General features: G+C 67.4%; 24 protein-coding genes. 7 read left to right on the forward strand and 17 right to left on the reverse strand.

Going from position 1 to position 24,327, the window contains the following annotated elements; all coding sequences use genetic code 11:
- Positions 1 to 15 precede the first annotated feature (15 nt).
- The 7 genes from ACSFA8_RS16230 to ACSFA8_RS16260 form a co-directional block, all read right to left on the reverse strand.
- Positions 16 to 1,533, reverse strand: coding sequence for a tripartite tricarboxylate transporter permease (locus ACSFA8_RS16230; RefSeq protein WP_435480534.1), 1,518 nt, complete (start codon positions 1,531 to 1,533; stop codon positions 16 to 18).
- A 13-nt stretch (positions 1,534 to 1,546) separates the two neighbouring features.
- Positions 1,547 to 2,035, reverse strand: a complete 489-nt coding sequence (locus ACSFA8_RS16235; RefSeq protein WP_435480535.1) for a tripartite tricarboxylate transporter TctB family protein — start codon at positions 2,033 to 2,035, stop codon at positions 1,547 to 1,549.
- A gap of 103 nt (positions 2,036 to 2,138) precedes the next feature.
- Positions 2,139 to 3,926 (reverse strand): type IV pilus assembly ATPase TfpB, encoded by a 1,788-nt coding sequence (gene tfpB, locus ACSFA8_RS16240; protein WP_435480536.1) that lies wholly within the window; start codon positions 3,924 to 3,926, stop codon positions 2,139 to 2,141.
- The gene (locus ACSFA8_RS16245; protein ID WP_435480537.1) at positions 3,923 to 4,678 is read right to left on the reverse strand and encodes a class I SAM-dependent methyltransferase; all 756 of its coding nucleotides are present in this window, start codon (positions 4,676 to 4,678) and stop codon (positions 3,923 to 3,925) included. The genes tfpB and ACSFA8_RS16245 overlap by 4 nt, the downstream gene beginning before the upstream one ends.
- The gene (locus tag ACSFA8_RS16250; RefSeq protein WP_435480538.1) at positions 4,678 to 5,223 is read right to left on the reverse strand and encodes a DNA-deoxyinosine glycosylase; all 546 of its coding nucleotides are present in this window, start codon (positions 5,221 to 5,223) and stop codon (positions 4,678 to 4,680) included. Before ACSFA8_RS16250 ends, ACSFA8_RS16245 begins: the two co-directional genes overlap by 1 nt.
- 126 nt (positions 5,224 to 5,349) lie before the next feature.
- Entirely contained in the window at positions 5,350 to 5,769 is a 420-nt protein-coding gene (locus ACSFA8_RS16255; RefSeq protein WP_435480539.1) for a hypothetical protein, read from the reverse strand.
- Positions 5,770 to 5,894: 125 nt separating this feature from the next.
- Complete coding sequence (locus ACSFA8_RS16260; protein ID WP_435480540.1) at positions 5,895 to 6,755, reverse strand: TatD family hydrolase; 861 nt, start codon at positions 6,753 to 6,755, stop codon at positions 5,895 to 5,897.
- Between the two features lie 89 nt (positions 6,756 to 6,844).
- On the opposite strand from ACSFA8_RS16260, the gene ACSFA8_RS16265 reads away from it, so the two are divergent.
- The 5 genes from ACSFA8_RS16265 to ACSFA8_RS16285 are packed head-to-tail and all read left to right on the forward strand — an operon-like array spanning position 6,845 to position 11,650.
- The gene (locus ACSFA8_RS16265) at positions 6,845 to 7,819 is read left to right on the forward strand and encodes a S1C family serine protease (protein ID WP_435480541.1); all 975 of its coding nucleotides are present in this window, start codon (positions 6,845 to 6,847) and stop codon (positions 7,817 to 7,819) included.
- 33 nt (positions 7,820 to 7,852) lie between these two features.
- On the forward strand, positions 7,853 to 8,860 hold the full coding sequence (locus tag ACSFA8_RS16270) for an AAA family ATPase (protein WP_435480542.1): 1,008 nt from the start codon (positions 7,853 to 7,855) through the stop codon (positions 8,858 to 8,860).
- Complete coding sequence (locus ACSFA8_RS16275) at positions 8,841 to 9,830, forward strand: DUF58 domain-containing protein (protein WP_435480543.1); 990 nt, start codon at positions 8,841 to 8,843, stop codon at positions 9,828 to 9,830. The genes ACSFA8_RS16270 and ACSFA8_RS16275 overlap by 20 nt, the downstream gene beginning before the upstream one ends.
- Positions 9,827 to 10,867, forward strand: coding sequence for a VWA domain-containing protein (locus tag ACSFA8_RS16280; RefSeq protein ID WP_435480544.1), 1,041 nt, complete (start codon positions 9,827 to 9,829; stop codon positions 10,865 to 10,867). The genes ACSFA8_RS16275 and ACSFA8_RS16280 overlap by 4 nt, the downstream gene beginning before the upstream one ends.
- 24 nt (positions 10,868 to 10,891) lie before the next feature.
- A complete protein-coding gene (locus tag ACSFA8_RS16285) occupies positions 10,892 to 11,650 on the forward strand; it encodes an SDR family NAD(P)-dependent oxidoreductase (protein ID WP_435480545.1) in 759 nt (252 codons plus the stop codon).
- Here the strand turns inward: ACSFA8_RS16285 and ACSFA8_RS16290 are convergent, their stop codons facing one another.
- The 8 genes from ACSFA8_RS16290 to ACSFA8_RS16325 form a co-directional block, all read right to left on the reverse strand.
- Positions 11,651 to 13,114, reverse strand: a complete 1,464-nt coding sequence (locus ACSFA8_RS16290; protein WP_435480546.1) for an N-acyl-D-amino-acid deacylase family protein — start codon at positions 13,112 to 13,114, stop codon at positions 11,651 to 11,653. It lies immediately after the preceding gene.
- Complete coding sequence (locus tag ACSFA8_RS16295; protein WP_435480547.1) at positions 13,111 to 14,016, reverse strand: MurR/RpiR family transcriptional regulator; 906 nt, start codon at positions 14,014 to 14,016, stop codon at positions 13,111 to 13,113. The genes ACSFA8_RS16290 and ACSFA8_RS16295 overlap by 4 nt, the downstream gene beginning before the upstream one ends.
- A gap of 8 nt (positions 14,017 to 14,024) precedes the next feature.
- Positions 14,025 to 15,326: an amino acid deaminase gene (locus tag ACSFA8_RS16300; protein ID WP_435480548.1), complete on the reverse strand. Its 1,302-nt coding sequence runs from the start codon at positions 15,324 to 15,326 to the stop codon at positions 14,025 to 14,027.
- A 5-nt stretch (positions 15,327 to 15,331) separates the two neighbouring features.
- Entirely contained in the window at positions 15,332 to 16,315 is a 984-nt protein-coding gene (locus tag ACSFA8_RS16305; protein WP_435480549.1) for an ABC transporter ATP-binding protein, read from the reverse strand.
- Positions 16,312 to 17,349, reverse strand: a complete 1,038-nt coding sequence (locus ACSFA8_RS16310) for an ABC transporter ATP-binding protein (protein ID WP_435480550.1) — start codon at positions 17,347 to 17,349, stop codon at positions 16,312 to 16,314. The genes ACSFA8_RS16305 and ACSFA8_RS16310 overlap by 4 nt, the downstream gene beginning before the upstream one ends.
- 350 nt (positions 17,350 to 17,699) lie before the next feature.
- Positions 17,700 to 18,539: an ABC transporter permease gene (locus tag ACSFA8_RS16315; RefSeq protein WP_435480551.1), complete on the reverse strand. Its 840-nt coding sequence runs from the start codon at positions 18,537 to 18,539 to the stop codon at positions 17,700 to 17,702.
- Positions 18,540 to 18,541: 2 nt separating this feature from the next.
- Positions 18,542 to 19,483: an ABC transporter permease gene (locus ACSFA8_RS16320; RefSeq protein ID WP_435480552.1), complete on the reverse strand. Its 942-nt coding sequence runs from the start codon at positions 19,481 to 19,483 to the stop codon at positions 18,542 to 18,544.
- A 122-nt stretch (positions 19,484 to 19,605) separates the two neighbouring features.
- On the reverse strand, positions 19,606 to 21,147 hold the full coding sequence (locus ACSFA8_RS16325; protein WP_435480553.1) for an ABC transporter substrate-binding protein: 1,542 nt from the start codon (positions 21,145 to 21,147) through the stop codon (positions 19,606 to 19,608).
- Between the two features lie 151 nt (positions 21,148 to 21,298).
- Between ACSFA8_RS16325 and ACSFA8_RS16330 the strand changes: the two genes are divergently transcribed.
- Together ACSFA8_RS16330 and ACSFA8_RS16335 are read left to right on the forward strand one after the other, a co-directional pair.
- Entirely contained in the window at positions 21,299 to 21,688 is a 390-nt protein-coding gene (locus ACSFA8_RS16330) for a RidA family protein (RefSeq protein ID WP_435480554.1), read from the forward strand.
- A 52-nt stretch (positions 21,689 to 21,740) separates the two neighbouring features.
- Positions 21,741 to 22,292: a methyltransferase family protein gene (locus tag ACSFA8_RS16335; RefSeq protein WP_435480555.1), complete on the forward strand. Its 552-nt coding sequence runs from the start codon at positions 21,741 to 21,743 to the stop codon at positions 22,290 to 22,292.
- On the opposite strand, the gene lolD is transcribed toward ACSFA8_RS16335, so the two are convergent.
- Positions 22,273 to 23,031, reverse strand: a complete 759-nt coding sequence (lolD, locus tag ACSFA8_RS16340; protein ID WP_435480556.1) for a lipoprotein-releasing ABC transporter ATP-binding protein LolD — start codon at positions 23,029 to 23,031, stop codon at positions 22,273 to 22,275. The two genes, ACSFA8_RS16335 and lolD, sit on opposite strands and share 20 nt — an antisense overlap.
- Complete coding sequence (locus tag ACSFA8_RS16345) at positions 23,024 to 24,280, reverse strand: lipoprotein-releasing ABC transporter permease subunit (protein ID WP_435480557.1); 1,257 nt, start codon at positions 24,278 to 24,280, stop codon at positions 23,024 to 23,026. The genes lolD and ACSFA8_RS16345 overlap by 8 nt, the downstream gene beginning before the upstream one ends.
- Positions 24,281 to 24,327 lie beyond the last annotated feature (47 nt).

Below are 24,327 nucleotides of genomic sequence, written 5' to 3' on the forward strand. Positions count from 1 at the left end.
AGCGCCTGACAGGTGTCAGGCTTCTTCTTCGTGGAAAGCTTCCTCGCGCTTGGACTTGACTGCAGGCAGCAGCACGATCACCAGCAGCAGCAGCGCAGCGCCCAGCAATACGGCCGAGATTGGTCGCGTGATGAAAACGCTCCAGTCGCCGCGCGACAGCAGCAGCGCGCGGCGCAGGTTCTCTTCCATCATCGGCCCGAGGATGAAGCCCAGCAGCAGCGGCGCCGGCTCGCAACCGAGCTTGAAGAACAGGTAGCCGATGAAACCGAAGATACCCACCATCCAGATGTCGAAGGTGTTGTTGTTGGTGGAGTACACGCCGATCGCGCAGAACAGCACGATCGCCGGAAACAGGAACTTGTAGGGCACCGACAGCAGCTTGATCCACATGCCGATGAGAGGCAGGTTCAGGATCACCAGCATCGCATTGCCGATCCACATCGAGGCGATCAGGCCCCAGAACAGCTCCGGGTTGCTGGTCATGACCTGCGGGCCGGGCTGGATGTTGTGGATGGTCATGGCACCCACCATCAGCGCCATCACGGCGTTGGGCGGAATGCCGAGCGTCAGCAGCGGGATGAACGAGGTCTGCGCACCGGCGTTGTTGGCGGCCTCGGGCGCGGCCACGCCGCGGATGTTGCCCTTGCCGAATGGCACTTCGCCCGGCTTCAGCTTCGTCTTCTTTTCGAGGGTGTAAGCCGCAAAAGCCGCCAGCAAAGCACCACCGCCGGGCAGGATGCCGAGCGCGGCACCCAGCGCGGTGCCGCGCAGCACGGCCGGGGTCATGCGCTTGAAGTCCTCGGCCGTGGGCATCAGGCCGGAGACCTTGGCGGTGAACACTTCACGCTCGTGCTCGGGACGCGACAGGTTGGCGATGATTTCGCCGTAGCCGAACACACCCATGGCGATGGTCACGAAGCCGATGCCGTCGGTGAGTTCAGGAATGTCGAAGCTGAAGCGCGCGACACCCGAATTCACGTCGGTACCGACCAGGCCCATGCACAGGCCCAGCACGATCATGGCGATTGCCTTGAGCAGCGAGCCCGACGCCAGCACCACGGCGCCGATCAGGCCCAGGATCATCAGAGAGAAGTACTCGGCCGGGCCGAACTTGAAGGCCAGTTCCGTGAGCGGCGGCGCGAACGCAGCCAGGATCAAGGTGCCGACGCAACCGGCAAAGAACGAGCCCAGGCCGGCCGCCGCGAGGGCAGGCCCCGCGCGCCCCTTGCGCGCCATCTGGTAGCCGTCGATCACCGTCACCACGGACGAGGATTCGCCAGGCAGGTTGACAAGGATGGCGGTGGTGGAGCCGCCGTACTGCGCGCCGTAGTAGATGCCGGCCAGCATGATCAGCGCCGACACGGGCGGCAGTGCATAGGTGGCAGGCAGCAGCATCGCGATCGTCGCAACCGGGCCGATGCCCGGCAGCACGCCGATCAGCGTGCCCAGGATGCAACCGCCGAGGCAGTACAGCAGGTTGGTGAAGGTGAACGCAACGCCGAAGCCGAGCGATAGATTGGTAATCAGATCCATGGTCGTTTTCCCTTCAACCCGTGATGAAGGTCGGCCAGACCTGAAGCTGGAGCTTGAGCGCCCAGATGAATGCGATGTAGCTGCCGACCGCCAGCACGGTGGCGAGAATCAGCACTTGCTTCAGTTTGAACTCGCTACCCGCCAGGCTGGAGATCAACACCAGCGCATAGATCCCGATGATCAGGCCCATGGCGGGTATGCCCATGCCCGGCAAACCGCCGAGCAGCACGCCGAACGCGAGGTTGGCGCCGATGATGAAGACGATCTGCTTCCAGGCCCACTTGCCGATGGGTTCACCGTCTTCGGTTTCCGCCGTCATGCTGGTGAACATGATGGCGAGGCCGATCAGGCTCATCAGGATGCCCAGCATCAGCGGGAAGTAACCCGGCCCCATGCGGGCACCGTTGCCCACGTTGTAGGTACTGGCCCCCCAGGCAAATGCGCCGCCGACAACGGCGAACATCAGCCCCGCAAAAAAGTCTCTCTGACTCTTGATTTTCACGAACGATCTCCTCGAATGAATCGATGCGCGATTGTCCGGTCAGGCATTGGTCAGGTCGATGTGGATTCCACCTAGCGAAAGATTAGGGATAACCCCGGCCCGCTCATTCGAGCGGTGGCGTAGCACTCAGCACTTCCTCGATGGTCGTCACGCCCTCGGCCACGCGCAGTGCACCGGCCAGGCGCAGCGGGCGCATGCCGTCGGCCACGGCCTGGCGTCGCAGGCCGGTCAGGTTCGGCTCCTTGGTCACGAGCCCCTTGAGCGTTTCGCTGACCGACAGCAGTTCGTACAGACCCATTCGGCCCATGTAGCCGGTCATGCGGCAGTCGACGCAGCCGACCGGTTTGTAGGCCCGCACCGAGCCGCTGATCTGCCAGGGCTTGACGAAATCGGCCAGCTTCTCGCGCGTGACCGACTCGTCGGGCTGCTTGCACTGCGGGCACAGCGTGCGCACCAGGCGCTGCGCCAGCACGCCGAGCATCACCGCGTTGATCAGGTAGTTGGGCACGCCGAGTTCCATCAGCCGCGTGATCGCGCTCGGCGCGTCGTTGGTGTGCAGCGTGCTGAACACCAGGTGGCCGGTGAGCGCGGCCTGCACCGCCATGTCGGCGGTGGCCAGGTCGCGGATTTCGCCGACCATGATGATGTCCGGATCCTGCCGCATCAGGGCACGCAGGCCTTCGGTGAAACCGAAGTCGAGCTGCGGCTGCACCTGGGTCTGGTTGAACGAGGGCTCGATCATTTCGATCGGGTCTTCGATGGTGCTGACGTTGACCTCCTCGGTCGCCACGCGCTTGAGCGTGGAGTAGAGCGTGGTGGTCTTGCCGGAACCGGTCGGGCCGGTCACCAGGATGATGCCGTGCGGCCGCGTGACCAGCGCTTCCCAGCGCTGCGCGTCGTGCTGCGCGAAGCCCAGCGCGTCGAGATCCTTCACCGCGGTGTCGGGGTCGAAGATCCGCATCACCATCTTCTCGCCGAACGCGGTCGGCAAGGTGGAAAGCCGCATTTCGACCTCGTCGCCGCGCATGTTCCGGGTCTTGATGCGGCCGTCGAGCGGCCTGCGCTTTTCGACCACGTCCATGCGGCCCAGCAGCTTGATGCGGGCCACCATCGCGTTCATCACGCCCATCGGCATCTGGTAGGCGGGATGCAGCACACCGTCGATGCGGAAGCGGATCACGCCTTGCTCGCGGCGTGGCTCCAGGTGAATGTCGCTCGCGCGCTGGTCGAACGCGTACTGCCAGAGCCAGTCGACCACCTGCACCACGCTCTGGTCGTTGGCATCGAGTTGCTTGTTGCTCTTGCCGAGCTCGACCAGTTGTTCGAAGCTGGTGCTGGCCGCACCGCCGCCGGCCTTCTGCGCCGCCCGCACCGATTTGGCGAGAGCGAAGAACTCGGCCCGGTAGCGCTGGATGTCGGTGGGATTGGCCACCACGCGGCGCACCGTGCGGCGCGACTGGCGCTCGACCTCGGAAATCCAGTCGGTCACGAACGGCTCGGCCGTGGCGACCACCACCTCGGTCGGCGTTACCTGCACCGGCAGCACCTTATGCCGCTCGGCATAGGCAGCGCTCATGGTGTCGGCGACCTTGCCCACGTCGACCTTGAGCGGGTCGATGCGCAGGTAAGTGAGGCTGGCGCGACCGGCCAGCCACTGCGTGAGCATTTCGAGGTCTAGCGGCTTGCCGTCGGTCTCCCGGGTCATCGCGACGTTGGCAAGCCGCACCAGCGGCGCCTGCCGGCTTTCGGCCTGGGCGCAGCGCGCGATGGTGCGCTTGGCTTCCTCGCGAGAGATGAGCCCGTCCTTGGCCAGCCATTCGATCACCTGCCGCAGTTCGAGCGGCCCTTCATGGCGGGCGGATGCGGGGGCAATCGGTGAAACAGCGCTCATGGTGTGTGTGCTTTGAAAACGCGCAGCCACTTGGGCGCAGGCAGATCCCAGCGAGTCTGGATGGTTTGGGCCCGGTCGGCAAGCACCGGGCGCTTCGGATGTTGCGGCGTGCGCTGCGCGAGCACCACGGTGTTGCCCTCGCGCGTGGGCTTGAAGGCCCAGACCGCATCGGCGCCGAACGCCTGCACGATCTTCTCGAGGCTGCGCGCATAGCTCGACGAGCGGCCGAACAGGTTGACCGTCATCGCGCCCTCGTCGGTGAGCAGCGCGCGGCAGTCGGCATAGAACGCCTCGCTGTCGAGCACCGGCGCGGCCGCTTCATGGTCGTACAGGTCGACCTGCAGCGCATCGACCGTGCCATGCCACTGCGGTTTGCGGATTTCGGCACCGGCATCGGCAATCACCACCTTCAGCTTGAGATCGTCGGCCGGCAGCTTGAACCAGCCGCGGCAGGCGGCCACCACCTGCGGGTTGAGTTCGATCGCGGTGGTGCGCATGCGCAGCGTCTTGCGGCTGAACTTGGTGAGCGTCGCCGCGCCGAGGCCGAGTTGCATCGCATGGCGACTCGCCACGCTGGCCGGGTCGACGAACAGCAGCCAGGCCATCATGCGCTGCACGTATTCGAGTTCGATCTCGAACGGCGCATCGAGCTTCATCGAGCCCTGCACCCACTCGGTGCCGAGGTGCAGGTAGCGGATGTCGCCCCAATCGGAGAAATTGACTTCGGGCAGGGAAATCGTCTTGCCGGCCATCAGGCGATCCCGTGGCGCACGAACACTTCGCGCCAGGCTTCGAGCTTTCGCTCGAAACCCCAGCTCGCATTGGCCGGGCTGGTCGACGGCAGCTTGTAGACCGGCACGCCGAGCCCGCTGGTGTGCCCGGCATGGCGAAAGCTTTCGCCGCCGTTGTGCGCAATGGCGGCGAGCTTCGGCAGCGCGAGGCCTGCGATATCGTTCACCACAGCGTCGCGAATGGCGGTGTCGAGGCTGCCCTCGCGCCGGCAGGCGGCGTACACGTCCCACAGGCCGAGCCCGCGCTCGAGCAGCCATTTGCTACGTTTTTGATAGCTATCTGCGCCCGCGGGTAGCGGGTCGGTGGGCCAAATGGCTTGCAAGATTTTCCAGAAGTGGTTCTGCGGGTGCGCATAGTACTGCCGCTCGGCGAGCGAGCGCGCTCCCGGGAAGCTGCCGAGCACCAGCACGGCGGTGTCGGGCGAGACGATCGGCGCCAGGCCCATGAGCAGGTCGGCCGGCAATTTGGAAGCGGAAGCGGAAGAGGGAGCGGAAAAGGAAGCCATGAATACCGAAGTCGTCCGGACATTTTTGAGCATGCAAGGCTGGATTCTGGGCCCGGACCGAGACCCGGGCCCGCGCCATGAAAAAACCCGCCGAAGCGGGTTTTTTCATGGCTGGCTTGAAGAAGCTCAGGGCTTCTTGGCGGCTTCGTTCTGTGCGGTGCCGGGGATCTTCTCGCCGATCTTGTCGCCCAGGGCGCGGGTTCCGTCGGCCGCCTTGGTGGCCGTGTTTTCGGTGGCCGTCGCCGCCTTGCTCACGCCGCTCTTGGTGGCTGCCACGGCCTTCTTGGTGCCGCTCTTGGTCGCGTTGTAGGCCTTCTTCGTGGTCTTCTTGGTGGCCGTGTAAGCCTTCTTGGTGCCGGTCTCGGTGGCGGTGACGGCATCCTTGCCGGCTTCCTTCACCTTTTCGGTGGTGGTGGGCTGCACTGTGGTGGGCTGCGGTGCGGTGGCGGGCTGCGTTGCGGTGGTTTGGGCGGTGGCCGACAGGCCGATCGAGGCAAAGGCTAGCGCGAGCACGGCAGGGACGGTACGGATGAACTTGACGGTCATGAGGAAAGCTCCTGTAAGAGTTGGAGTGACGGAGTTGCCACTGGACAGGCAACGGGTCGCCATGCCGAAAGGATGACACCAAACCGGGGCGCTGCCGCCGCGCCGCGGCAGGTCGGGCAGTTCGCCTACGCGGGTGCGGGGAAGCTCTCCGACATGTCAACCAGCGCGGCGAGCCGCGGCAGCGCAGCGAGCGCATTGAGTGTCGTCGTGCGCGCGAGTGCGTCGACATCGACCCCCCGCAATGCGGCCAGCACGCCGGCGATGCGCGGCAGTTCGCCCGGCTCGTTGCGGCCCTGCGGCTGGCCGGCCGCACGCTCCTGCTGCGTGCGGTAGAGCCAATGCGGCGGAATGTCGGGCGCGTCGGTCTCCAGCACGATCGCATCGTCGGGCAGGCTCGCGGCAAGCCGGCGCAATTGCAACGCGCGTTCGAAGGTCACCGCGCCGCCAAAGCCGAGCTTGAGGCCGAGTTGCAGACAGGCACCGGCCTGCTGCTCGCTGCCGTTGAACGCATGCGCGATGCCGTGCCAGGCCGTGCTGCCGCCGACCTGGCGCAGATGCTTCAGCACCTGGTCGACCGAGCGCCGCACATGGATGACGACCGGCAGGCGGTGTTGGTGTGCCAACTGCAGCTGGGCGTGAAAGAAATGCGCCTGCTTCTCGGCGTCGAGGCCGGGCACGAAGAAGTCGAGCCCGATCTCGCCGACCGCCACCAGCCGCGGGTCGCCGCGCCGCATTTCGAGTTCGGCCGCGAGCGTCTGCAGATCGGCTTCGGTCGCCTCGCCGGTGCACAACGGGTGGATGCCGAGCGCATAGGCATCGTGCTGGCGGTGCGCAAGCTCGCGCACGGTGTCGAAGTTGGAGGCGGCCACGGCCGGGATGACACAAATCGCTACGTTCGCGCGTGCAGCGCGGGCTCGCACATCGGGCATTTCGGCACCGAATTCGGGCGCATCGAGGTGGCAGTGGGTGTCGATGTAGGCAGCCATCGGCGCATGATGCCCGAAGGCATGCACGAGGGTAAAAAGCGTGCTACCGTGACTTCTTCCACACGTCATCTTTTGCCGGAGGTGTACCGATGCGCAGGCCCGCCCTCTACAGCAGCTCGCCCCGCGCGGCGCCACCCGCGGACGACCTGCCTGCAGCCGATGCAGCCGGTGACATTGCGCCGCCAGCGCTCGCAGCACCCCCACGGCGCTGGCAACCTGGGCGACGCAGCTTTGCGCTGCTGCTGCTGGCAAGCGCCGGCCTGATCGGCGGCACGTTTTTCTACGGTTCGCGTCACGGCGGCCTCTCGCTGACCCAAAAAGACATCGACGCGGCGGTGCTGCGCACGCTGCAAACCAACACCCTGCCCTCTGCAGCCGCCAAGGCGGCCGAGATCATCCGGCCGTCAATCGTGCGGGTGGTCGGCTACGGCCCCGAAAAGGCCACGCCCGAAGCCAATACTGAAAAGCGCGGCCGCAATCTGGCCAAGGGCAAGCCGCCCGAAACGCCCGCGCCACCCGGCGAGGTGGAACGCGGCGTCGGCACCGGCGTGGTCATCATCGACAAGGGCGTGATCCTCACCAACCTGCACGTCGTGGCCGGCGCCGAGAAGATCAAGGTCACGTTCTCCGACGGCCTGGAAGCGGACGCCACCATCATCAACGTGCAGCCCGAAAACGATCTGGCCGTGCTGCAAGCGAAGAAGATTCCGGACGACCTGATCGCGGCCAGCATGCGCTCCACCGACGGCCTGCAATCGGGCGACCAGGTGGTGGCGGTCGGCTTTCCATTTGGCATCGGCCCGTCGGTGTCGTCGGGCGTGGTGTCGGGCCTCAAGCGCGCATTCCGCTCGCCTGAAGGCAAGCAGGAGTTGAGCAACCTGATCCAGTTCGACGCCGCGGCCAACCCCGGAAACTCGGGCGGCCCGCTGGTCAACATGGACGGCGAGGTGCTCGGCATCGTGACCGCCATCCTGAACCCGACGCAGGCGCGCACCTTCATCGGCATAGGTTTTGCAGTGCCGATCGAGAACGCGGCTTCGGCCGTCGGCACGCCGCCCTTCTGAACCACGTCTCGAACCCACCGAAAGACCAGCAGCATGAGCACAGAGAACGCGTCCGCCGCGGCCACCGCCGAATTGATGGAACAGATCCTCTACCAGGTCAAGCGCGTGGTGGTGGGGCAAGACCGCTTTCTGGAGCGCGTGATGGTCGCGATGCTGGCCGGAGGCCATCTGCTGGTGGAAGGCGTTCCGGGCCTGGCCAAGACCCTCACCATCAAGACGCTGGCCGATATCGTGCAGGGCCAGTTCAAGCGCATCCAGTTCACGCCCGACCTCGTGCCGGCCGATCTGGTGGGCACGCGCATCTACAACCAGAAAACCGGCGACTTCAGCACCGCGCTCGGCCCGGTGTTCGCCAACCTGCTGCTGGCCGATGAAATCAATCGTGCGCCGGCCAAGGTGCAGAGCGCGCTGCTCGAGGTGATGCAGGAGCGCCAGGTGACCATCGCCGGTGAAACGCACAAGGTGCCGCGGCCGTTTCTGGTGATGGCGACGCAGAACCCGATCGAAACCGAAGGCACCTACCCGCTGCCAGAAGCGCAGGTCGACCGCTTCATGATGAAGGTGCTGGTCGACTACCCGAGCGACGAGGAAGAGTTCGTGATCGTCCAACGCGTGATCGGCCCGCCGGTCACGGCCAGCCCGGTCGCCACCACTGAACAGCTTGGCATGCTGCAGGCCGAAGCGCGGCGCATCTACGTCGACCCGTCGCTGATCCAGTACGCGGTCAAGCTGGTGTCGGCCACGCGCAATCCCGAGAAGCACGGCCTGAAGGACATGCGCCGCTTCATCACCTTCGGCGCCAGCCCGCGCGCCAGCATCAACCTGACCGAAGGCGCGCGCGCGCTGGCGCTGCTGCGCGGTCGCAGCTATGCATTGCCCGAAGACATGACGGCACTGGTGCCGGATGTGCTGCGGCACCGTGTCACGCTGTCCTACGAAGGCCTGTCGGAAGGCCTCACGCCAGACGGCCTGATCGACAAGATCATGCGGGCGGTGCCCGCGCCACCCAAGCCGCTCGACCATGAAAAGCTGGTGGCGTAGGCAAACTCCTTCCGCAGCCGATGTCGCGGCCAACGATGCGTTGCCGCCGATGGGCGCCGAGCGCGCGCTGCGCCGGCTCGAGTGGACGGTCATCCGCCGGCTCGACGGCCTGCTGCAGGGCGACTACCGCACGCTGATGCGCGGCACCGGGCTGGATCTGGCCGACCTGCGCGAATACCAGCACCATGACGACGTCCGGCACATCGACTGGAACGTCACCGCGCGGCTGCAGGTGCCGCATGTGCGCGTGTTCACCGAAGACCGCGAGATGGCCGCATGGTTCGTGCTCGACTTGAGCCGTTCGGTCGACTTCGGCTCCGGCCTCAGGGCCAAGCGCGAGATCTCGGCCGGCTTCGTCGGCGTGCTGGCCCGGCTGCTCACGCGGCATGGCAACCGCGTCGGCGCGCTGGTCTACGGCAACGACCTCGAAGCGGTGATTCCGCCGCGCAGCGGGCGTCGCCATGTACTCCACCTGCTGCACTCGATGGAGCGCCGCGCGGCCGCACTGCGTCCTGGCCAGGGCATGACGCGGCTGGCCGACCTGTTGCAGTCGGCGGCCATGCTGATGCAGCGCCGTTCCACCGTTTTCGTGGTGTCCGACTTTCTGAGCGAGCCCGGCTGGGAGAAGCCGCTGGGCCTCTTGGCGCAGCGGCACGAGGTGGTGGCGGTGCGACTGTACGACCCGCTTGAACTTGAACTGCCCGACCTCGGCCTGGTGCCGCTGACCGATGCCGAAACCGGCGAACAGCTCTGGGTCGACACGCACGACGCCGGCTTCCGCAAGCGCTTCGTGCGCCTGGCAGCCGAGCGCGAAGCCACCTTGCGCGCTGCGCTGGCCAAGGCCGGTGTCGATGCGCTGGAACTCTCGACCGCGGACGACCTGGTCGAATCGATCGTGCGTTTTGCCGACATGCGCAAGCGCCGCGTGCGCGCCGGCAGCGCGGCCAACCTGAAAGCGGTGGCAGCATGAACTTTCTCTGGCCCCAGTTCCTCTGGCTCCTGCTCGCGCTGCCGCTGCTGGTGCTGATGTATGTCTGGCTCATGCGGCGCAAGAAAAAGCTGGCGCTGCGCTACGCCAGCCTGTCGATCGTGCGCGAAGCCATGGGCGCCGGCCAGAGCGTTCGGCGCCACATTCCGCCCTTGCTCTTCCTCCTTGCCATGGCTGCGCTGCTCGTCGCAGCCGCGCGGCCCATGGCCGTGGTGCTGCTGCCGACCAACCAGCAGACCATCATCCTGGCGATGGACGTGTCGGGCAGCATGCGCGCGACCGACGTGCTGCCGAACCGCCTGGTGGCGGCGCAGGAAGCGGCCAAGGGCTTCATCAAGGACTTGCCGCGCAACGTGAAGGTCGGCATCGTCGCCTTTGCCGGCAGCGCCACCGTGGCGCAGTTGCCGACGGTGAACCGCGACGACCTGGTGACCGCCATCGACGCGTTCCAGCTGCAGCGCGCCACCGCCACCGGCAACGCGATCGTGGTGTCGCTCGCGGCCCTGTTCCCGGACGCCGGCATCGACGTTTCGCAATTCGGCCCGCAAAGCCGCCAGCGCGGCGTGGCGATCGAGCAGGCCGGCAAAGGCGGCCCCAAGGAGTTCACTCCGGTGGCACCAGGCTCCTACACCTCGGCCGCGATCATCATGCTGACCGACGGCCAGCGCACCACCGGCGTCGACCCGCTTGATGCGGCCAAGGCGGCCGCCGACCGCGGCGTGCGCGTCTACACGGTCGGCATCGGCACGGTCGATGGCGAGACCATCGGCTTCGAAGGCTGGTCGATGCGCGTGCGTCTCGACGAAGAAGCGCTCAAGGCAGTGGCCAACAAGACCCAGGCCGAGTATTACTACGCTGGGTCGGCGGACGACCTCAAGAAGGTCTATACCACGCTGAGCTCCCGCCTGACCGTCGAGAAGAAGGAAACCGAGGTCTCGGCGCTGTTTGCTCTCGGCGCCGCGGTCCTGGTGCTGCTGTCGGCCGGGCTCTCGCTGTTCTGGTTCAACAGAATTCTGTAGGGCGCCTCCAGGCTGCACGCACCCATGTTCAATCTTGAAGGCAAGGTCGCGCTGGTCACGGGCGGCAACGGGGGCATCGGCCTTGGCATGGCAGAAGGTCTGGCGCAAGCCGGGGCGCGCGTGGTGATCGCGGCGCGCAATGCGCAGAAGTCGGCGGCGGCGGTCGAAGCGCTCAAAGCGCTCGGCAGTGATGCGTTCGCGCTCGCGGCGGACCTGACGGACGAGGCTGCGGTCACGGCGCTGTTCGCGCAAATGGCCGAGCGGTGCGGCCGACTCGACATCCTTATCAACAACGCCGGCATCAATGTACGCAAGCCGCCAGACCAGCTCTCTCTGGCCGAGTGGCATCAGGTGATGGACACCAACCTCACCAGTGCCTTCCTGTGCTGCCGCGCCGCGTACCCGCAACTCAAGGCTGCGGGCGGCGGCAAGATCATCAATATCGGCTCGATGATGTCGATCTTCGGCGCGTCGTTCGCGCCGGTCTACGGCGCCAGCAAGGGCGGCATCGTGCAGCTCACCAAGTCGATGGCGGCCGCCTGGGCCGTCGACAACATCCAGGTCAACGCGGTGCTGCCGGGCTGGATCCAGACCGCCCTGACCGACAACGCCCGCACCCAGGTGCCCGGCCTCCACGAACGCGTGATCGCGCGCACCGCGGCCGGCCGCTGGGGCCAGCCGAAGGATCTGGCCGGCGTCGCGGTGTTCCTCGCCAGTGCGGCGTCGGACTTTCTGACCGGCACCGCGATACCTGTCGACGGCGGCTATTCGATCGCAGGCTGATCAGGCCGCGCCGGCGCGCGTGAGCATGCGCCCGGCCCGCGCCAGCACGCGCGCTTCGCCGCCGCGATAGGCGCAGGCTCCGTTGACGAACACCTGCACGATGCCTTCGCTGACGCCGTGCGGCTGGTCGTAGGTAGCGGTGTCGCGCACCGTCTCCGGGTCGAACACCACCACATCGGCCATGGCGCCGACGCGCAGCAGGCCCCGGTCGGCGATGCGCAGGTTGCGCGCGGTCATGCCGGTCATTTTGTGGATGGCCTGCTCCAGCGTGAACAGGCGGCGCTCGCGCCAGTAGCGCGCCAGCACGCGCGGGAACGCGCCCCACAGGCGCGGATGCGGATGCCGGTCGTGCGGCAGGCCATCGCTGCCGATCATCGTGAGCGGATGCGCGATGACGCGCTCCACGTCTTCCTCCTGCATCTGGAAGTAGCAGGCGCCGCCCGGTTGCAGGCGCCGGCAGGCCTCCTTCTGGTCGACGCTCCATTCGGCGGCGATGTCGGACAGCAGGCGACCGGTCATGCCCGGGTGCGGATCCGACCAGGTGAGCAGCACATCGATCACGCCGTCGACCAGGTCTTCGCGCAGCACGGTCGAGCCGGCCACATAGGGATAGACGTCCATCGAGATGGGCTGGCGCTGCGCCAGCGCCTCGATCAGCGGCAGCGTCTCTTTCGTGCGACCCCAGTTGGCCGGGCCGGCGCATTTGTGGTGCGAGATGACGAGCGGCACGCCGGCGCCGAACGCCGTGTCGCCGGCCTCATGCAGCGCCTCGACGATGGCCGCCATCTCGCTGCGCAGGTGCGTCGCATAGACGCCGCCGTGGCGCGCGACGATGCGCGCGAGCGCCGTGACCTCCTCGGCCGGTGCCTGGAACGCCTCTTCGTAGAACAGGCCCGAAGAAAGCCCATGCGCGCCCTCGGCCATGCAGGCATCGAGCAGCGCGGCCATGTGCGCGGCCTCGTCGGGGTTGGCGGGCCGGTCGAGCGCCGCCATCGCCGCGAAGCGCAGCGTGGTGTGGCCGACCAGCGCCGCCACGTTGAGCGCAGGCCGGGCCGCATCGACCGCGGCGCGGTACGACGCCATCGACGCATGCCGGAATGAATCGGCGCCGAGCAGCGTGAGCGGTGGCTTCGATTGCGGCGTGCGGTAGGGCGCGAGCGAGATGCCGCAGTTGCCGGTGACCACGGTCGTGATGCCCTGCGACACCTTCGGCAGGCACAGCGGGTCGCGCAGCACGATCGCGTCGTCGTGCGTGTGGACGTCGATGAAGCCGGGTGCGATGACCTTGCCGCGACAGTCGACGACGTCGATGTCTTGCGCGGCCATGCCTTCGGGCAGCCGCGCGCGCAGGCCCTCGCCGAGCGCCACGATGCGGTCGCCGGCCAGTAGCACGTCGCCCGGCCAGGCCGGGCCGCCGGAACCGTCGACCACCAGTCCCGCTTCGAGCAGCACGGGCATGCTCATGACGCCTCCCTCCCGATGCCGCCGCCATCCCAGCTCTGCAGCGGATGGGTGCTCGCATCGATGCCGTGGCGCTGGAAGGCTTCGCGCGCGCGCTGCAGCCGCTGCACGGCCGGGGCGCCGCGGCGCTGCGCCACCAGCACGGTGAGGATTTCGATCACGGTGAGGTGCGCAAGGTAGGCGTCGATGCCGACATGCATCACAGCGTCGTCGGGCACCGAAAGCCCGAGCAGGAAGTCGGCCTTCGCGGCCAGCGCCGTGCCGGGCCGCGTGAGCGCGACCACCTTGGCGCCCTGGCCGCGCGCGATGTCGATGGCGTCGAGCAGCGACGGCATGCCGCCGACGTGCGAGATGGCGATAACCACGCCACCGGGGCGCTGCGCCGCACCCGCCACCTGCTGCAGGTGGTAGTCCGACCAGGCGTTGGCCGACAGGCCGAGCCGGAACAGGCGCGCCTGCAGGTCGCTCGCCATGAACCAGGAGGTGGCGCCGGCGCCGTACAGGTCGACATGCGGCGCGGCGGCGATGGCCGCCACGGCGCCGTCGAGCACAGCCATGTCGAGCTGGTTGCGCACGCCGGACACCGAGGCAGCTGCGCTGCGCACGATCTTGGCGACCACGTCGCCGGCCGCGTCCTCGATGTTGACGCGGCGGTGCAGCGGCGAGCCGCCGAGTGCGAGTTCCTGCGCGAGCGCGAGCTTGAACTCGCGCAGGCCGGCAAAGCCGAGGTCGCGGCAGGTGCGCATGATGGTGGGCACCGAACTGCGCGAACGTTCGGCCAGCATTTCGAAGTTCTCTTCGAGCACGCGATCCGGGTCTTCGAGGATCAGGTCGAGGATCGCCCGTCGCGTCGCCGGCGCACTGCTGCGGATCTCGGCCACGCGCTGAAGCAGGGAGAGGGTCATGGTCGCCATCAGAAGTGCATCGACACCGCGTCTGTCACGCGGTAGTCGTCTTCGACCACCGGCATCCAGTGCCATTTGTCGAAGGTGGTGCAGGGGTGCGAAATGCCGAAGCCGACGCGTTCGCCGACCACCGGCGCCAGCGCTTCCTCGCCCGCATTCCAGCGCAGGTAGCCGTGCTGGTCGTTCAGCGCGCTGATGTGCCAGCCCGGTGGCACGGCCGAGGTCGCCGTCGCGCCGCGGGCCGCGCGTGCGATCGGCACCGGCATCGACAGGTCGAAGGACACGTCGCGCTTGCCCATCGCGACGATCGCGAGCCCCGGCTCGGGCCGCGACTGCACCGTGGCCCACACCTCCATCGCCGCGCGCAGGCTGTCGCCGCAGTCGCAGCCCAGGCGCGCATCGATGGCCACCTGGTAGCGCTGGTAGGTGCCATGGTCGTGCGTGACGTAGCAGCCCGAGCGCAGCAGACCGCGCACCGGCTTGCCGAGTGCAGGCGTGAGGCGGGTCGAGACGATGTCGTAGATGGCGGAGCCACCGGCCGACACCAGCACCTCGTCGCACTCGAACCAGCCGTTGGCCACGGCTTCGCGTGCAACGGCGTCGACGCGATCCATCAGCGTGTCGGTGTAGGCACGATCGGCCGCGCTGTCGCCGGTGGCGCCCTGCCCTTCGTAGCACTCGATGCCGACCAGCCGCACCGCACTGCTCTCGCGCGCGCAGCGGGCCAGTTGCACGGCCTGCGCATGCGTGCGGCAGCCGGTGCGCGCCCCTTCGATGCCCATCTCCAGCATCACCTCGAAGGGCACGCTTTCCGGATGGCGCGCGGCCCAGTCGTCGATCAGCGCCAGCTGCGCCGGCGAGTCGATCAGGAACACGATGCGCAGGCCTTCGTTGACGCTCAGCAGCCGCTGGATGCCGCCGAGGTCTTCGTCGCTCACCACCTGGTTGGCGATGAGCGTGTGGCGCGCACCGGCGGCCACGCCAACCGCGAGCTGGGTGACCGTGGCGAAGGTGATGCCCCAGGCGCCGGCATCGAGCTGGCGGCGAAAGAGCTGCGGCGACATCGTGGTCTTGCCGTGCGGCGCGAAGTCCACGCCCCACTCGCGCACGCGCGCCTGCATCCAGGCCAGGTTGTGCTCGAGCGCCTCGCGCTTGAGCACCGCCAGCGGCAGCGGCAGGTCGCCGGCCAGCATGTTCCAGCCGGCGGCGCCGATGTCGCTGCGCCGGCGTGCCGGCTGGGTGCGCGGGTAGCCCTTGTAGCCGTTGTCCAGCAGCGGGTCGAGAAAGTCTTGCGTATTCGGTTCGGTCATGGATGTCATGTGGCGGTATGCGCCAGGAGATCGGTGCGGATGCAGGCGCGATGATGCCCCGGCGCGATTTCGACCAGCGGCGGCACAGTCTGCGCGCAGGCTTCGATGGCGTGCGGGCAACGCGTTCGGAACACGCAGCCCGAGGGCGGCGCGATCGGGCTCGGGATGTCGCCCTGGAGCGCCACGTGCCCGGTCGGCTGCAGCGGATCGGGCTTGGGGCTCGCGGCCAGCAGCGCCTGCGTGTAGGGATGCGTCGGGCGCTCGAACAGCGCGGCAGTGGCCGCCACCTCCATCACCTTGCCGAGGTACAGCACCACGACGCGGTCGCACAGGTACTCGACCACGTCGAGGTCGTGCGAGATGAAGAGCATGGTGAGCGACAGGCGCTCGCGCAGGTCGGCCAGCAGGTTGATGACCTGCGCCTGGATCGAGACGTCGAGCGCCGACAGCGGCTCGTCGGCCACGATGAATTCGGGCTCCACCGCGAGCGCGCGTGCCACGCCGATGCGCTGGCGCTGCCCGCCCGAAAACTCGTGCGGGAAGCGGCTCGCATGCTCGGGCCGCAGGCCCACGGTTTCGAGCAGCTCGGCGATGCGCTTGTCGCGCGCAGCGGCGCCCTTGTGCAGCCCGTGCGTGGAGAGCGCTTCGGCCAGGATCGCGCGGACGCGCATCTTCGGGTTCAGGCTCGCGTACGGATCCTGAAAGATGATCTGCAGCTTGCTGCGCAGCTTGCGCATGCGTTCGTCGGCGAACTTGCCGATGTCTTCGCCGCGGTAGAACACCTCGCCGTCGGTGCGCTCCACCAGCCGCAGAACGGTGCGGCCGATGGTGCTCTTGCCCGAGCCCGATTCGCCGACCAGGCCCAGCGTTTCGCCGGCGCGGATCGCGAACGACACGTCGTCCACCGCACGCACCGGACGCGTGCCGGAACCGAAGTACTTCTTGAGGCGGCGCACCTCGATCAGGGGGATTGCAGTCGGGTCGGTCATGCGGCCTTCGCCAGTTCGGCCAGGTTGAGGGATTCGGCCACGCGGATGCAGCGTGCTTCACGGCCCGGGTGCAGGGAGAGCAGCGGTGGCATCAACTCGCGGCAGGCCGAGATGGCCAGGTCGCAGCGCGGCTCGAAGGCGCAACCCGGCGGCGGCGCGAGCGGGCTCGAAACCTGGCCGCGGATCGCGAACAGGCGCCTGGGCCGCGGCTGGCCGGCACGCGCCGCCTTGCCTGGCAGGCAGGCCAGCAGGCCCTGCGTGTAGGGGTGTTCGGGCTGCGCGAACAGCGGCCGCACCGGCGCATGCTCGACCACGCGGCCGGCATACATCACGACCACGTCGTCGGCATGGTGGGCGACCACGCCGAGGTTGTGCGTGATGAAGAGGATGCTCATGCCGGTTTCGGCTTGCAGCCGGCGCATCAGCGCAAGGATCTGGGCCTGGATCGTCACGTCGAGTGCGGTGGTGGGCTCGTCGGCGATCAACAGGGTCGGGTCGCAGGCCATGGCGAGCGCGATCATCACGCGCTGGCGCATGCCGCCCGAGAGCTGGTGCGGGTATTCGTGCAGGCGCTGCGCTGCTGCCGGGATCTCGACCAGGTCGAGCATGCGCAGCGCGTGGGCCAGAGCGGCCTTGTGGTCCAGCCCCTTGTGCAGCCGCACGCTCTCGGCGATCTGCTCGCCGATCTTGAAGACAGGGTTCAGGCTGGTCATGGGCTCCTGGAAAATCATCGAGAGCTGGTTGCCGCGCAGCGAGCGCATCTCGCGCGCGCCCAGTGTCAGCAGGTCGACGGTCTTTCCTTCGCGCGTGACGAAAGCCGTTTCGCCACGAACCTGTGCATTGGCCGTTTTCGGGAGCAGGCGCATCAGCGTGAGGCTGGTGACCGACTTGCCCGAGCCCGATTCGCCGACGATGGCGGTGGTCTTGCCGGGCATGATCGAGAAGCTCACATCGGCGACCGAGCGGACGAGGCCGTCTTCGGTCGGGAAGCTGGTGCTCAGGTTGTTGACGATGAGGCGGGGGGTGGTCGTCATTTCAGCGGCTCCGGCGCGCGTGTTGAGTTGCCGGGTGGTTGCATTGCGGTCGACTGTTCGGGGCGTGTGCCGAGGACACCGGGTACTCCCCTCCGCGAATGTCCCCCGCCTTCGGCTCCTCCTTTATTTCGCTGCGGGGAGCACCCGATGCCCTCGGCGCGGGACACGCTGCGCCAGTTGCGGCGATGAACCACGGCTCCGACGGATCACGCCGATGGTGTGCCCTGCGCAGCGAAACAAAGGAGGAGGGGCGGAAGCCCGCAGGCCGGGGGACATTCGCGGAGCAGGGTACGCCGTCGGCGTGATCCCGCCCTGAACGGCCACCGGTGAATCGACAAAGAAGAGACATCCTAGGCCGCCTTCTTCAACTTGGGGTCAAGGAGGTCACGCACGCCGTCCCCGAGCAGTTGCAGCGACAGCGCCGTCAGGATGATCGCAAGCCCCGGAAACAGCACGACCCAGAAGGCGCGATCCGCGTACTGCTGGCTGCCCGCGACCATCGTGCCCCAGGTCGGGATCTCGGGCGGCACGCCGACGCCGAGGAACGACAGCCCCGCCTCCGCCAGGATCGCGTAGGCGAAGATGAACGACACCTGCACCAGGATCGGCGACATCAGGTTCGGCAGGATGTGGCGCCACAGGATGCGCGAGGTGCGCACGCCCAGCGCACGCACCGCCTCGACGAACAGCAGCTCGCGCACCACCAGCGTGGAGGCCCGCACCACGCGGGCCACGCGCGGCGTGTAGACCAACACCAGTGCCAGCACCACGTTGCCGAGCGAGGCACCGAGGATCGCGACCAGCGCGATCGCCAGCAGGATGTCGGGGAAGGACATCATCGCGTCGACCACGCGCATCAGTGGCGCGTCGAGCCGGCGGAAGAAGCCGGCCACCAGCCCGATCAACGTGCCGAACACCACCGAGCCGAGCGCCGTGAGCGCCGCGATGGCGAGCGAGTAGCGTGCGCCGTGCACGATGCGCGCGTACATGTCGCGCCCGAGCTCGTCGGTGCCCATCAGGTGTTGGGCGCTCGGTGCCTTGAGACGGTCCAGCACGGCCGTGTCGTTCGGGTCGGCCGATGCGAACCAGGGCGCGCCGATCGCCAGCACGGCGATGACCAGCAGCACCAGCGCCGAGACCATCACGATGCGCCGGTGCATCAGTTGCCGCAACATTCGGGGCATTTGCATGGTCAGACTTTCACACGGGGGTCGACGACGGCGTAGAGCAGGTCGATCGAGAAGTTGATGAGCACGTAGATCGCTGCGATGACGAGCAGCGCGCCCTGGATCACGGGGTAGTCGCGCCGCAGCACGGCGTTGACCACCAGGCTGCCGACGCCCGGGAGGCCGAACACGGTTTCGGTGACGACCGCGCCGCCGATCATCAATGCGGCCGTGAGGCCCAGCACGGTGACGATCGGCACCAGCGCGTTGCGCAACGCGTGCTTGAGCACCACCACGGTTTCAGACAGGCCCTTGGAGCGCGCGGTGCGCACATAGTCTTCGCCCAGCACGTCGAGCATCGACGCCCGCGTGAAGCGGATGATGAGCGCCGAGTTCAGGATGCCGAGCACCGTGGCGGGCAGGATCAGCGCGTGGATGCGTTCGGCCAGTGCCGCATCGGGTGCGCCGTAGCCCGACACCGGAAACCAGCCGAGCGACACCGCGAAAAGCTGGATCAGCACGATGCCGAACCAGAAGCTCGGAATGCTGGCGCCGAGCATCGCGATGCCGGTAAAGAGCTGGTCGATCCAGCTGCCGCGGAACACCGCCGAGACGATGCCGCACGGCAGGCCGATCAGTGCGGCGATGGCCACCGCCATCAGCGACAGCAGCGTGGTCGGCTCGGCCCGCTCCCACAGTGCCTGCGTCACCGGCCGCTGCAGAAAGATCGACTGACCCAGGTTGCCCTGGAGCACCTCGCGCAGCCAGTAGCCGAACTGCACCGGCAGGGGCTTGTCCAGGCCGTACTCCTTCTGCACGCGGGCGATGTCGACCGCTGTGGCCTGGTCGCCGAGCAGCACCGACACCGGGTCGCCCGAGGCCGCGCGCGTGAGCACGAAGACCAGCACCGCCACCAGCGCAAGCACCACCAGCATGCCGGCCAGGCGGGAGGAAAGATAGCGAATCATGTCAGGTCTCCGAGGCGTGCGGACTCATTCCAGGAATACCGCGGAACCGGCTTCGCCGGGCCGCTGGTATTGCCCCCAGCAGGGGGGTGGGCGGCCACACGAAGTGGGCAAGCCTTGGGGGGTTACTTGATTTTTGCGTTCCAGAAGAACGGCCAGGTGGCGGGCTGGTAGTTGTCGAGCGCCGGGCTCCTGGCCGAGAGACCGTTGAACTTGCCCACGTTCACGTACGGCACCTCGGTGTAGACAACCTCCTGCACCTTGCTCCACAGCGCGCCGCGCTTGGCCGGGTTGCTTTCGACGTTGAAAGCCTGCAGCGCGGCCTTCTTGGCCGGTGTGTCCCACCAGCCGGGCGCGCCGTCGCCGAGTTGCGGCGGCGAGAGCATCGGTTCCGGGAACTGGCCCGAGTGCGTGATGTAGATGTCCCACAGCTTCGAGTCGTTGCGGCGCTGCACCAGCGTGGCCCAGTCGACCACGTTCAGCTCGACCTTGAAGCCGGCGCGCTTGAGCTGCTCGGCCATCAGCAGCGCCATGTTGTAGTGGAAATCGTACTGGCGGCTGGTGAGCACGCGGATGGTCTCGCCCATGTAGCCGGCCTTGGCGGCGGCCTCCTTGGCCTTCGGCGCGTTGCGCTGGTTGTACTGCTCGGTGCCGCCGGTCGCGTAGTACGGCGAGCCCTTCGGGAAGTGGTTGCCTTCGGCCACGAAGAAGCGCGTGTCGCCGAAACCCGCGGCCAGCATCTCGCCCTCGCCCAGCGCGATCTGGATCGCCTGGCGCACGGCCTGGTTGGCGGCCACGCCTTCCTTGGTGTTCAACACGAGGTAGGGAAAGCCGAAGGCCGGCGTCATGATCGGCACCGTCTTGCCGGCCGCCTTCTCAAGCCGCGACAGTGCCTCGGTCGGCAGCAGGTCGGCAAAGTCGTACTGGCCGGCGAGCGAGCCTTCAACGCGCGTGCTGGCGTTTGGCACCGGCACGAAGCGCAGCTCTTCGATCGCCGCTTCGCGCTTGCCGCCGTAGCCGCTGGCCGGCTCCTTGCGCGCGCTGTATTTGTCGAAGCGCGTGAGCAGCACGTACTGGTCGGGCTTGCGTTCCTTGAACTTGTAGGGGCCGGTGCCGACGAAGTCTTTCAGCGGCTGCGCGATCGAATCCTTCGCCATGATGGCCGCCATGCCGCTCGGCAGCGCGAGCTGCGACAGCAGCGGTGCATAGGGTTCCTTCAGCACGATCTCGAGCGCCAGCGGGCCCTTGGCCTGGAGGTTGTCGACCACCTTGCCCACGGCCTTGCCGCGCGGCGACTGCTCCATCCAGCGCTGCAGGCTGGCGACCACATCGTCGGCATTGAGCTCGCGCCCGTTGTGCAGCATCACGCCGCGGCGCAAGGTGATCGCATAGGTCTTGCCGTCGGCCGACACCTTGGGGAGCGATTCGGCCAGCATCGGCACCACGTTCCATTTGGCGTCGAAGGTGTAGAGGGTTTCGTAGACGTGCTGCATGATCGTTCCGACCAGGTCGGCGGTCGACGCCATCGGGTCGAGCGTCTGCGGCTCGGCCACCATCGCCAGCGTCGCGAAATTGCGTGGCGCCTGGGCCTGGGCCGGCGCTGCAGCGCAGAGCGCGGCGAGCAGGGATGCGCCGAGGAAAGCGCGCTTGGAGGGTGCTGCGAGCATGAAGAAACTCCTTCGTGGGGCCGTCAGTTTGAAAAACACTTTCACAATGAGCGGACTTTGAAGCATCATTCATGCCAAAACATGGGTATTTACCCGGTATTCCGCGTAATTTTGTGAAATAGAATTTCATTCTCTCTTCCAAGGAGTCTTCATGTCTCTCGAATTTCTGGGTGGTTCGCCCAACGCATCGGATCGCCAGGTGCGCCCGTTCTCCCCGGCCGTGCGGGCCGGCGACTTCGTCTATGTGTCGGGCCAGGTGCCTGCCAATGCCGAGGGCGAGATCGTGGTCGGCGGCATCGAGGCGCAGACGCGCCAGGTGATGGAAAACCTGAAGACCGTGCTCGCTCTGGCCGGCGCCACGCTCGACGATGTGTGCAAGACCACGGTCTGGCTGCAGGATGCGCGCGACTTCGGTGCGTTCAACCGCATCTACATGGGCTACTTCGGTGCCAACCGCCCCGCCCGCTCGACCACCGAGGCACGCCTGATGGTCGACGCCAAGGTCGAGATCGACGTGGTGGCCTACAAGCCGAAGGCATAGCCGACGGAGAACCGGCGGAGCGCCGGCAGGCGGCCGTGTAGATTCGGCCTCCATGCTGTTTCATGCGCTGGCCTTTGTCCTTCTTTCCGCGGTTCTGGTCTATGTGTCGCGTGGTGCGCTGCGGCAGCCGGACTCGCACGGCTTCTACCGCTTCTTTGCGTGGGAGTGCATCCTGGCGCTGGTGCTGCTCAACCTGCCGGTATGGGATCGCGATCCGCTCGCGCCGCACCAACTTCTGTCGTGGGCGCTGCTGATCGCGTCGGCCTGGCTGCCAATCCATGCAGTGCGCTTGCTCAAGCGACTCGGCAAACCCACGCAGGAACGTGCGGATGCGGCGCTCTACGGCTTCGAGAAAACCTCGTCGCTGGTGACCAGTGGCGCCTTTCGCTACATCCGCCACCCGATGTACACGGCACTGATGCTGTTGGCCTGGGGCGCGTTCCTCAAGCAGTTCTCATGGCTCGGCCTTGGCCTGGTGCTGGCCGCGACCGTACTGCTGTTCGTCACCGCGCTGCGCGACGAGCGCGAGTGCCTGCAGCACTTCGGCGATGCGTACCGCGCCTACATGCGCGGCACGCGGCGCTTCATTCCGTTCGTGCTGTAGCGCCGGCGAGCGTGGCCGGGCCGTTGGTGAGCCGGCCGGCCGTGAGCCGCAGCACCCGGTCGCAGCGCGCCGCCAGCGTTTCGTCGTGCGTGACCATCACGAAGGCGGTGCCGTGCCGGCGCGCGAGGTCGAGCATCAGCGCGAAGACGGTGTCGGCGGTGCTGCGGTCGAGGTTGCCGGTGGGTTCGTCGGCCAGCACACAGTCGGGCCGGGTGACCAGCGCACGCGCAATCGCCACGCGCTGGCGTTCGCCACCCGAAAGCTCCGCGGGCCGATGGTGCACGCGCTCGCCCAGCCCCACGGCGGCCAGCATCTTGTGCGCGGCGTCGGTCGCCTCGGCCGGGGGCGCGCGCCGGATCCTGAGCGGCATGCCCACGTTGTCGAGCGCGCTGAACTCCGGCAGCAGGTGGTGGAACTGGTAGACGAAGCCGAGATGCAGGTTGCGCAGGCGGCCCTGCTCGGCCGCATCGACTCCGGCGATGTTCTTGCCGTGCAGCTCGACGCTGCCGGCGGTCGGCGCGTCGAGCCCGCCCATCAGATGCAGCAGCGTGCTCTTGCCCGAACCCGAAGCACCGACGATGGCCAGCGTTTCGCCCGCGCGCACGTCGAGGTCGACGCCGTGCAGCACGGTGAGGTCGATGCGGCCTTCGTGGAAGCGCTTGGTAAGGCCACGGACTTTCAGCACCGGGCGGATGTAGGGCTGGGCCGTGCCCGACTGGAAGGTCTTCGTCTCACTCATAGCGCAGCGCCTCGGCAGGGTTGACGCGGCTCGCGCGCCAGCTCGGGTACAGCGTCGCCGCGAACGCCAGGATCAACGAGATGATGGTGATCGGCATGATGTCGCTGCGTTGCGGGTCGCTCGGCATCTTGCTGATCAGGTAGATGTCCTTCGGCAGGAAGCTCGCGTGGAACAACTGCTCCAGAAAGGGCACGATCACGTCGATGTTGTAGGCGATGCCCAGGCCCAGCAGCAGGCCGGCCACGGTGCCGATCATGCCGACCATCGCGCCCTGCACCACGAAGATGCCCATGATGCTGCGCGGGCTGGAGCCCAGCGTGCGCAGGATCGCGATGTCGGCGCGCTTGTCTGTCACGGTCATCACCAGCGTCGACACCAGGTTGAACGCCGCCACCGCGACGATCAGCGTGAGGATGATGAACATCATGCGTTTCTCGACCTGCACCGCGGCGAACCAGGTCTTGTTCTGGCGCGTCCAGTCGCGGATCAGGAACTGGCCGGGCAGCGTGGCGGCGAGCTGGTCGGCCACTTCGCGTGCCAGGTTCAGATCCTTGAGCTTGATGCGGATGCCGGTCGGGCCTTCCAGGCGGAACACGCGTGCCGCGTCCTGCTCGTGGATCATGGCCAGCGCCGAGTCGTATTCGTAGTGGCCCGAGTCGAAGGTGCCGATCACGGTGAACTGCTTGAGCCGCGGCACCACGCCGGCCGGCGTGACCTGGCCACCGGGCGCCACCAGCGTGACCTGGTCGCCCTCGCGCACGAACAGCGAGCGCGCCAGTTCGCCGCCGAGCACGATGCCGAACTCGCCCGGCACCAGGCGGGCCAGCGCGCCCTTCTGCGCGGTGGTGGCGATGTCGGTCACCTGCGGCTCCAGTTGCGGCTCGATGCCGCGCACCAGCGTGCCCTTCATGTCTTCGCCACGCGCGATCAGGGCCTGGGTGGCAATGAAGGGCGCCACGCCGATCACCTCAGGGTTCTTGCGCGCGGCCTCCATGATCGGGCCGAGCTCCTGCAGCGCCTGGCCGTCGCGCGAGAGGATCTCGATGTGCGACACCACGCCGAGCATGCGGTCGCGCACCTCTTTCTGGAAGCCGTTCATGACCGAGAGCACGATGATCAGCGCCGCCACGCCCAGCGCGATGCCGAGCATCGAGACACCGGAGATGAAGGAGATGAAGCCGTTGCGCCGCGTGGCCCGGCCGGCGCGCGTGTAGCGCCAGCCGAGTTGCAGTTCGTAGGGAAGTCGCATAGGGGCGGAATTGTGGCATCCCGGTCGCGATGGGCTTCCGGGACAAT

This window comes from Variovorax nitratireducens (assembly GCF_051216545.1).
GTDB lineage: Bacteria > Pseudomonadota > Gammaproteobacteria > Burkholderiales > Burkholderiaceae_C > Variovorax.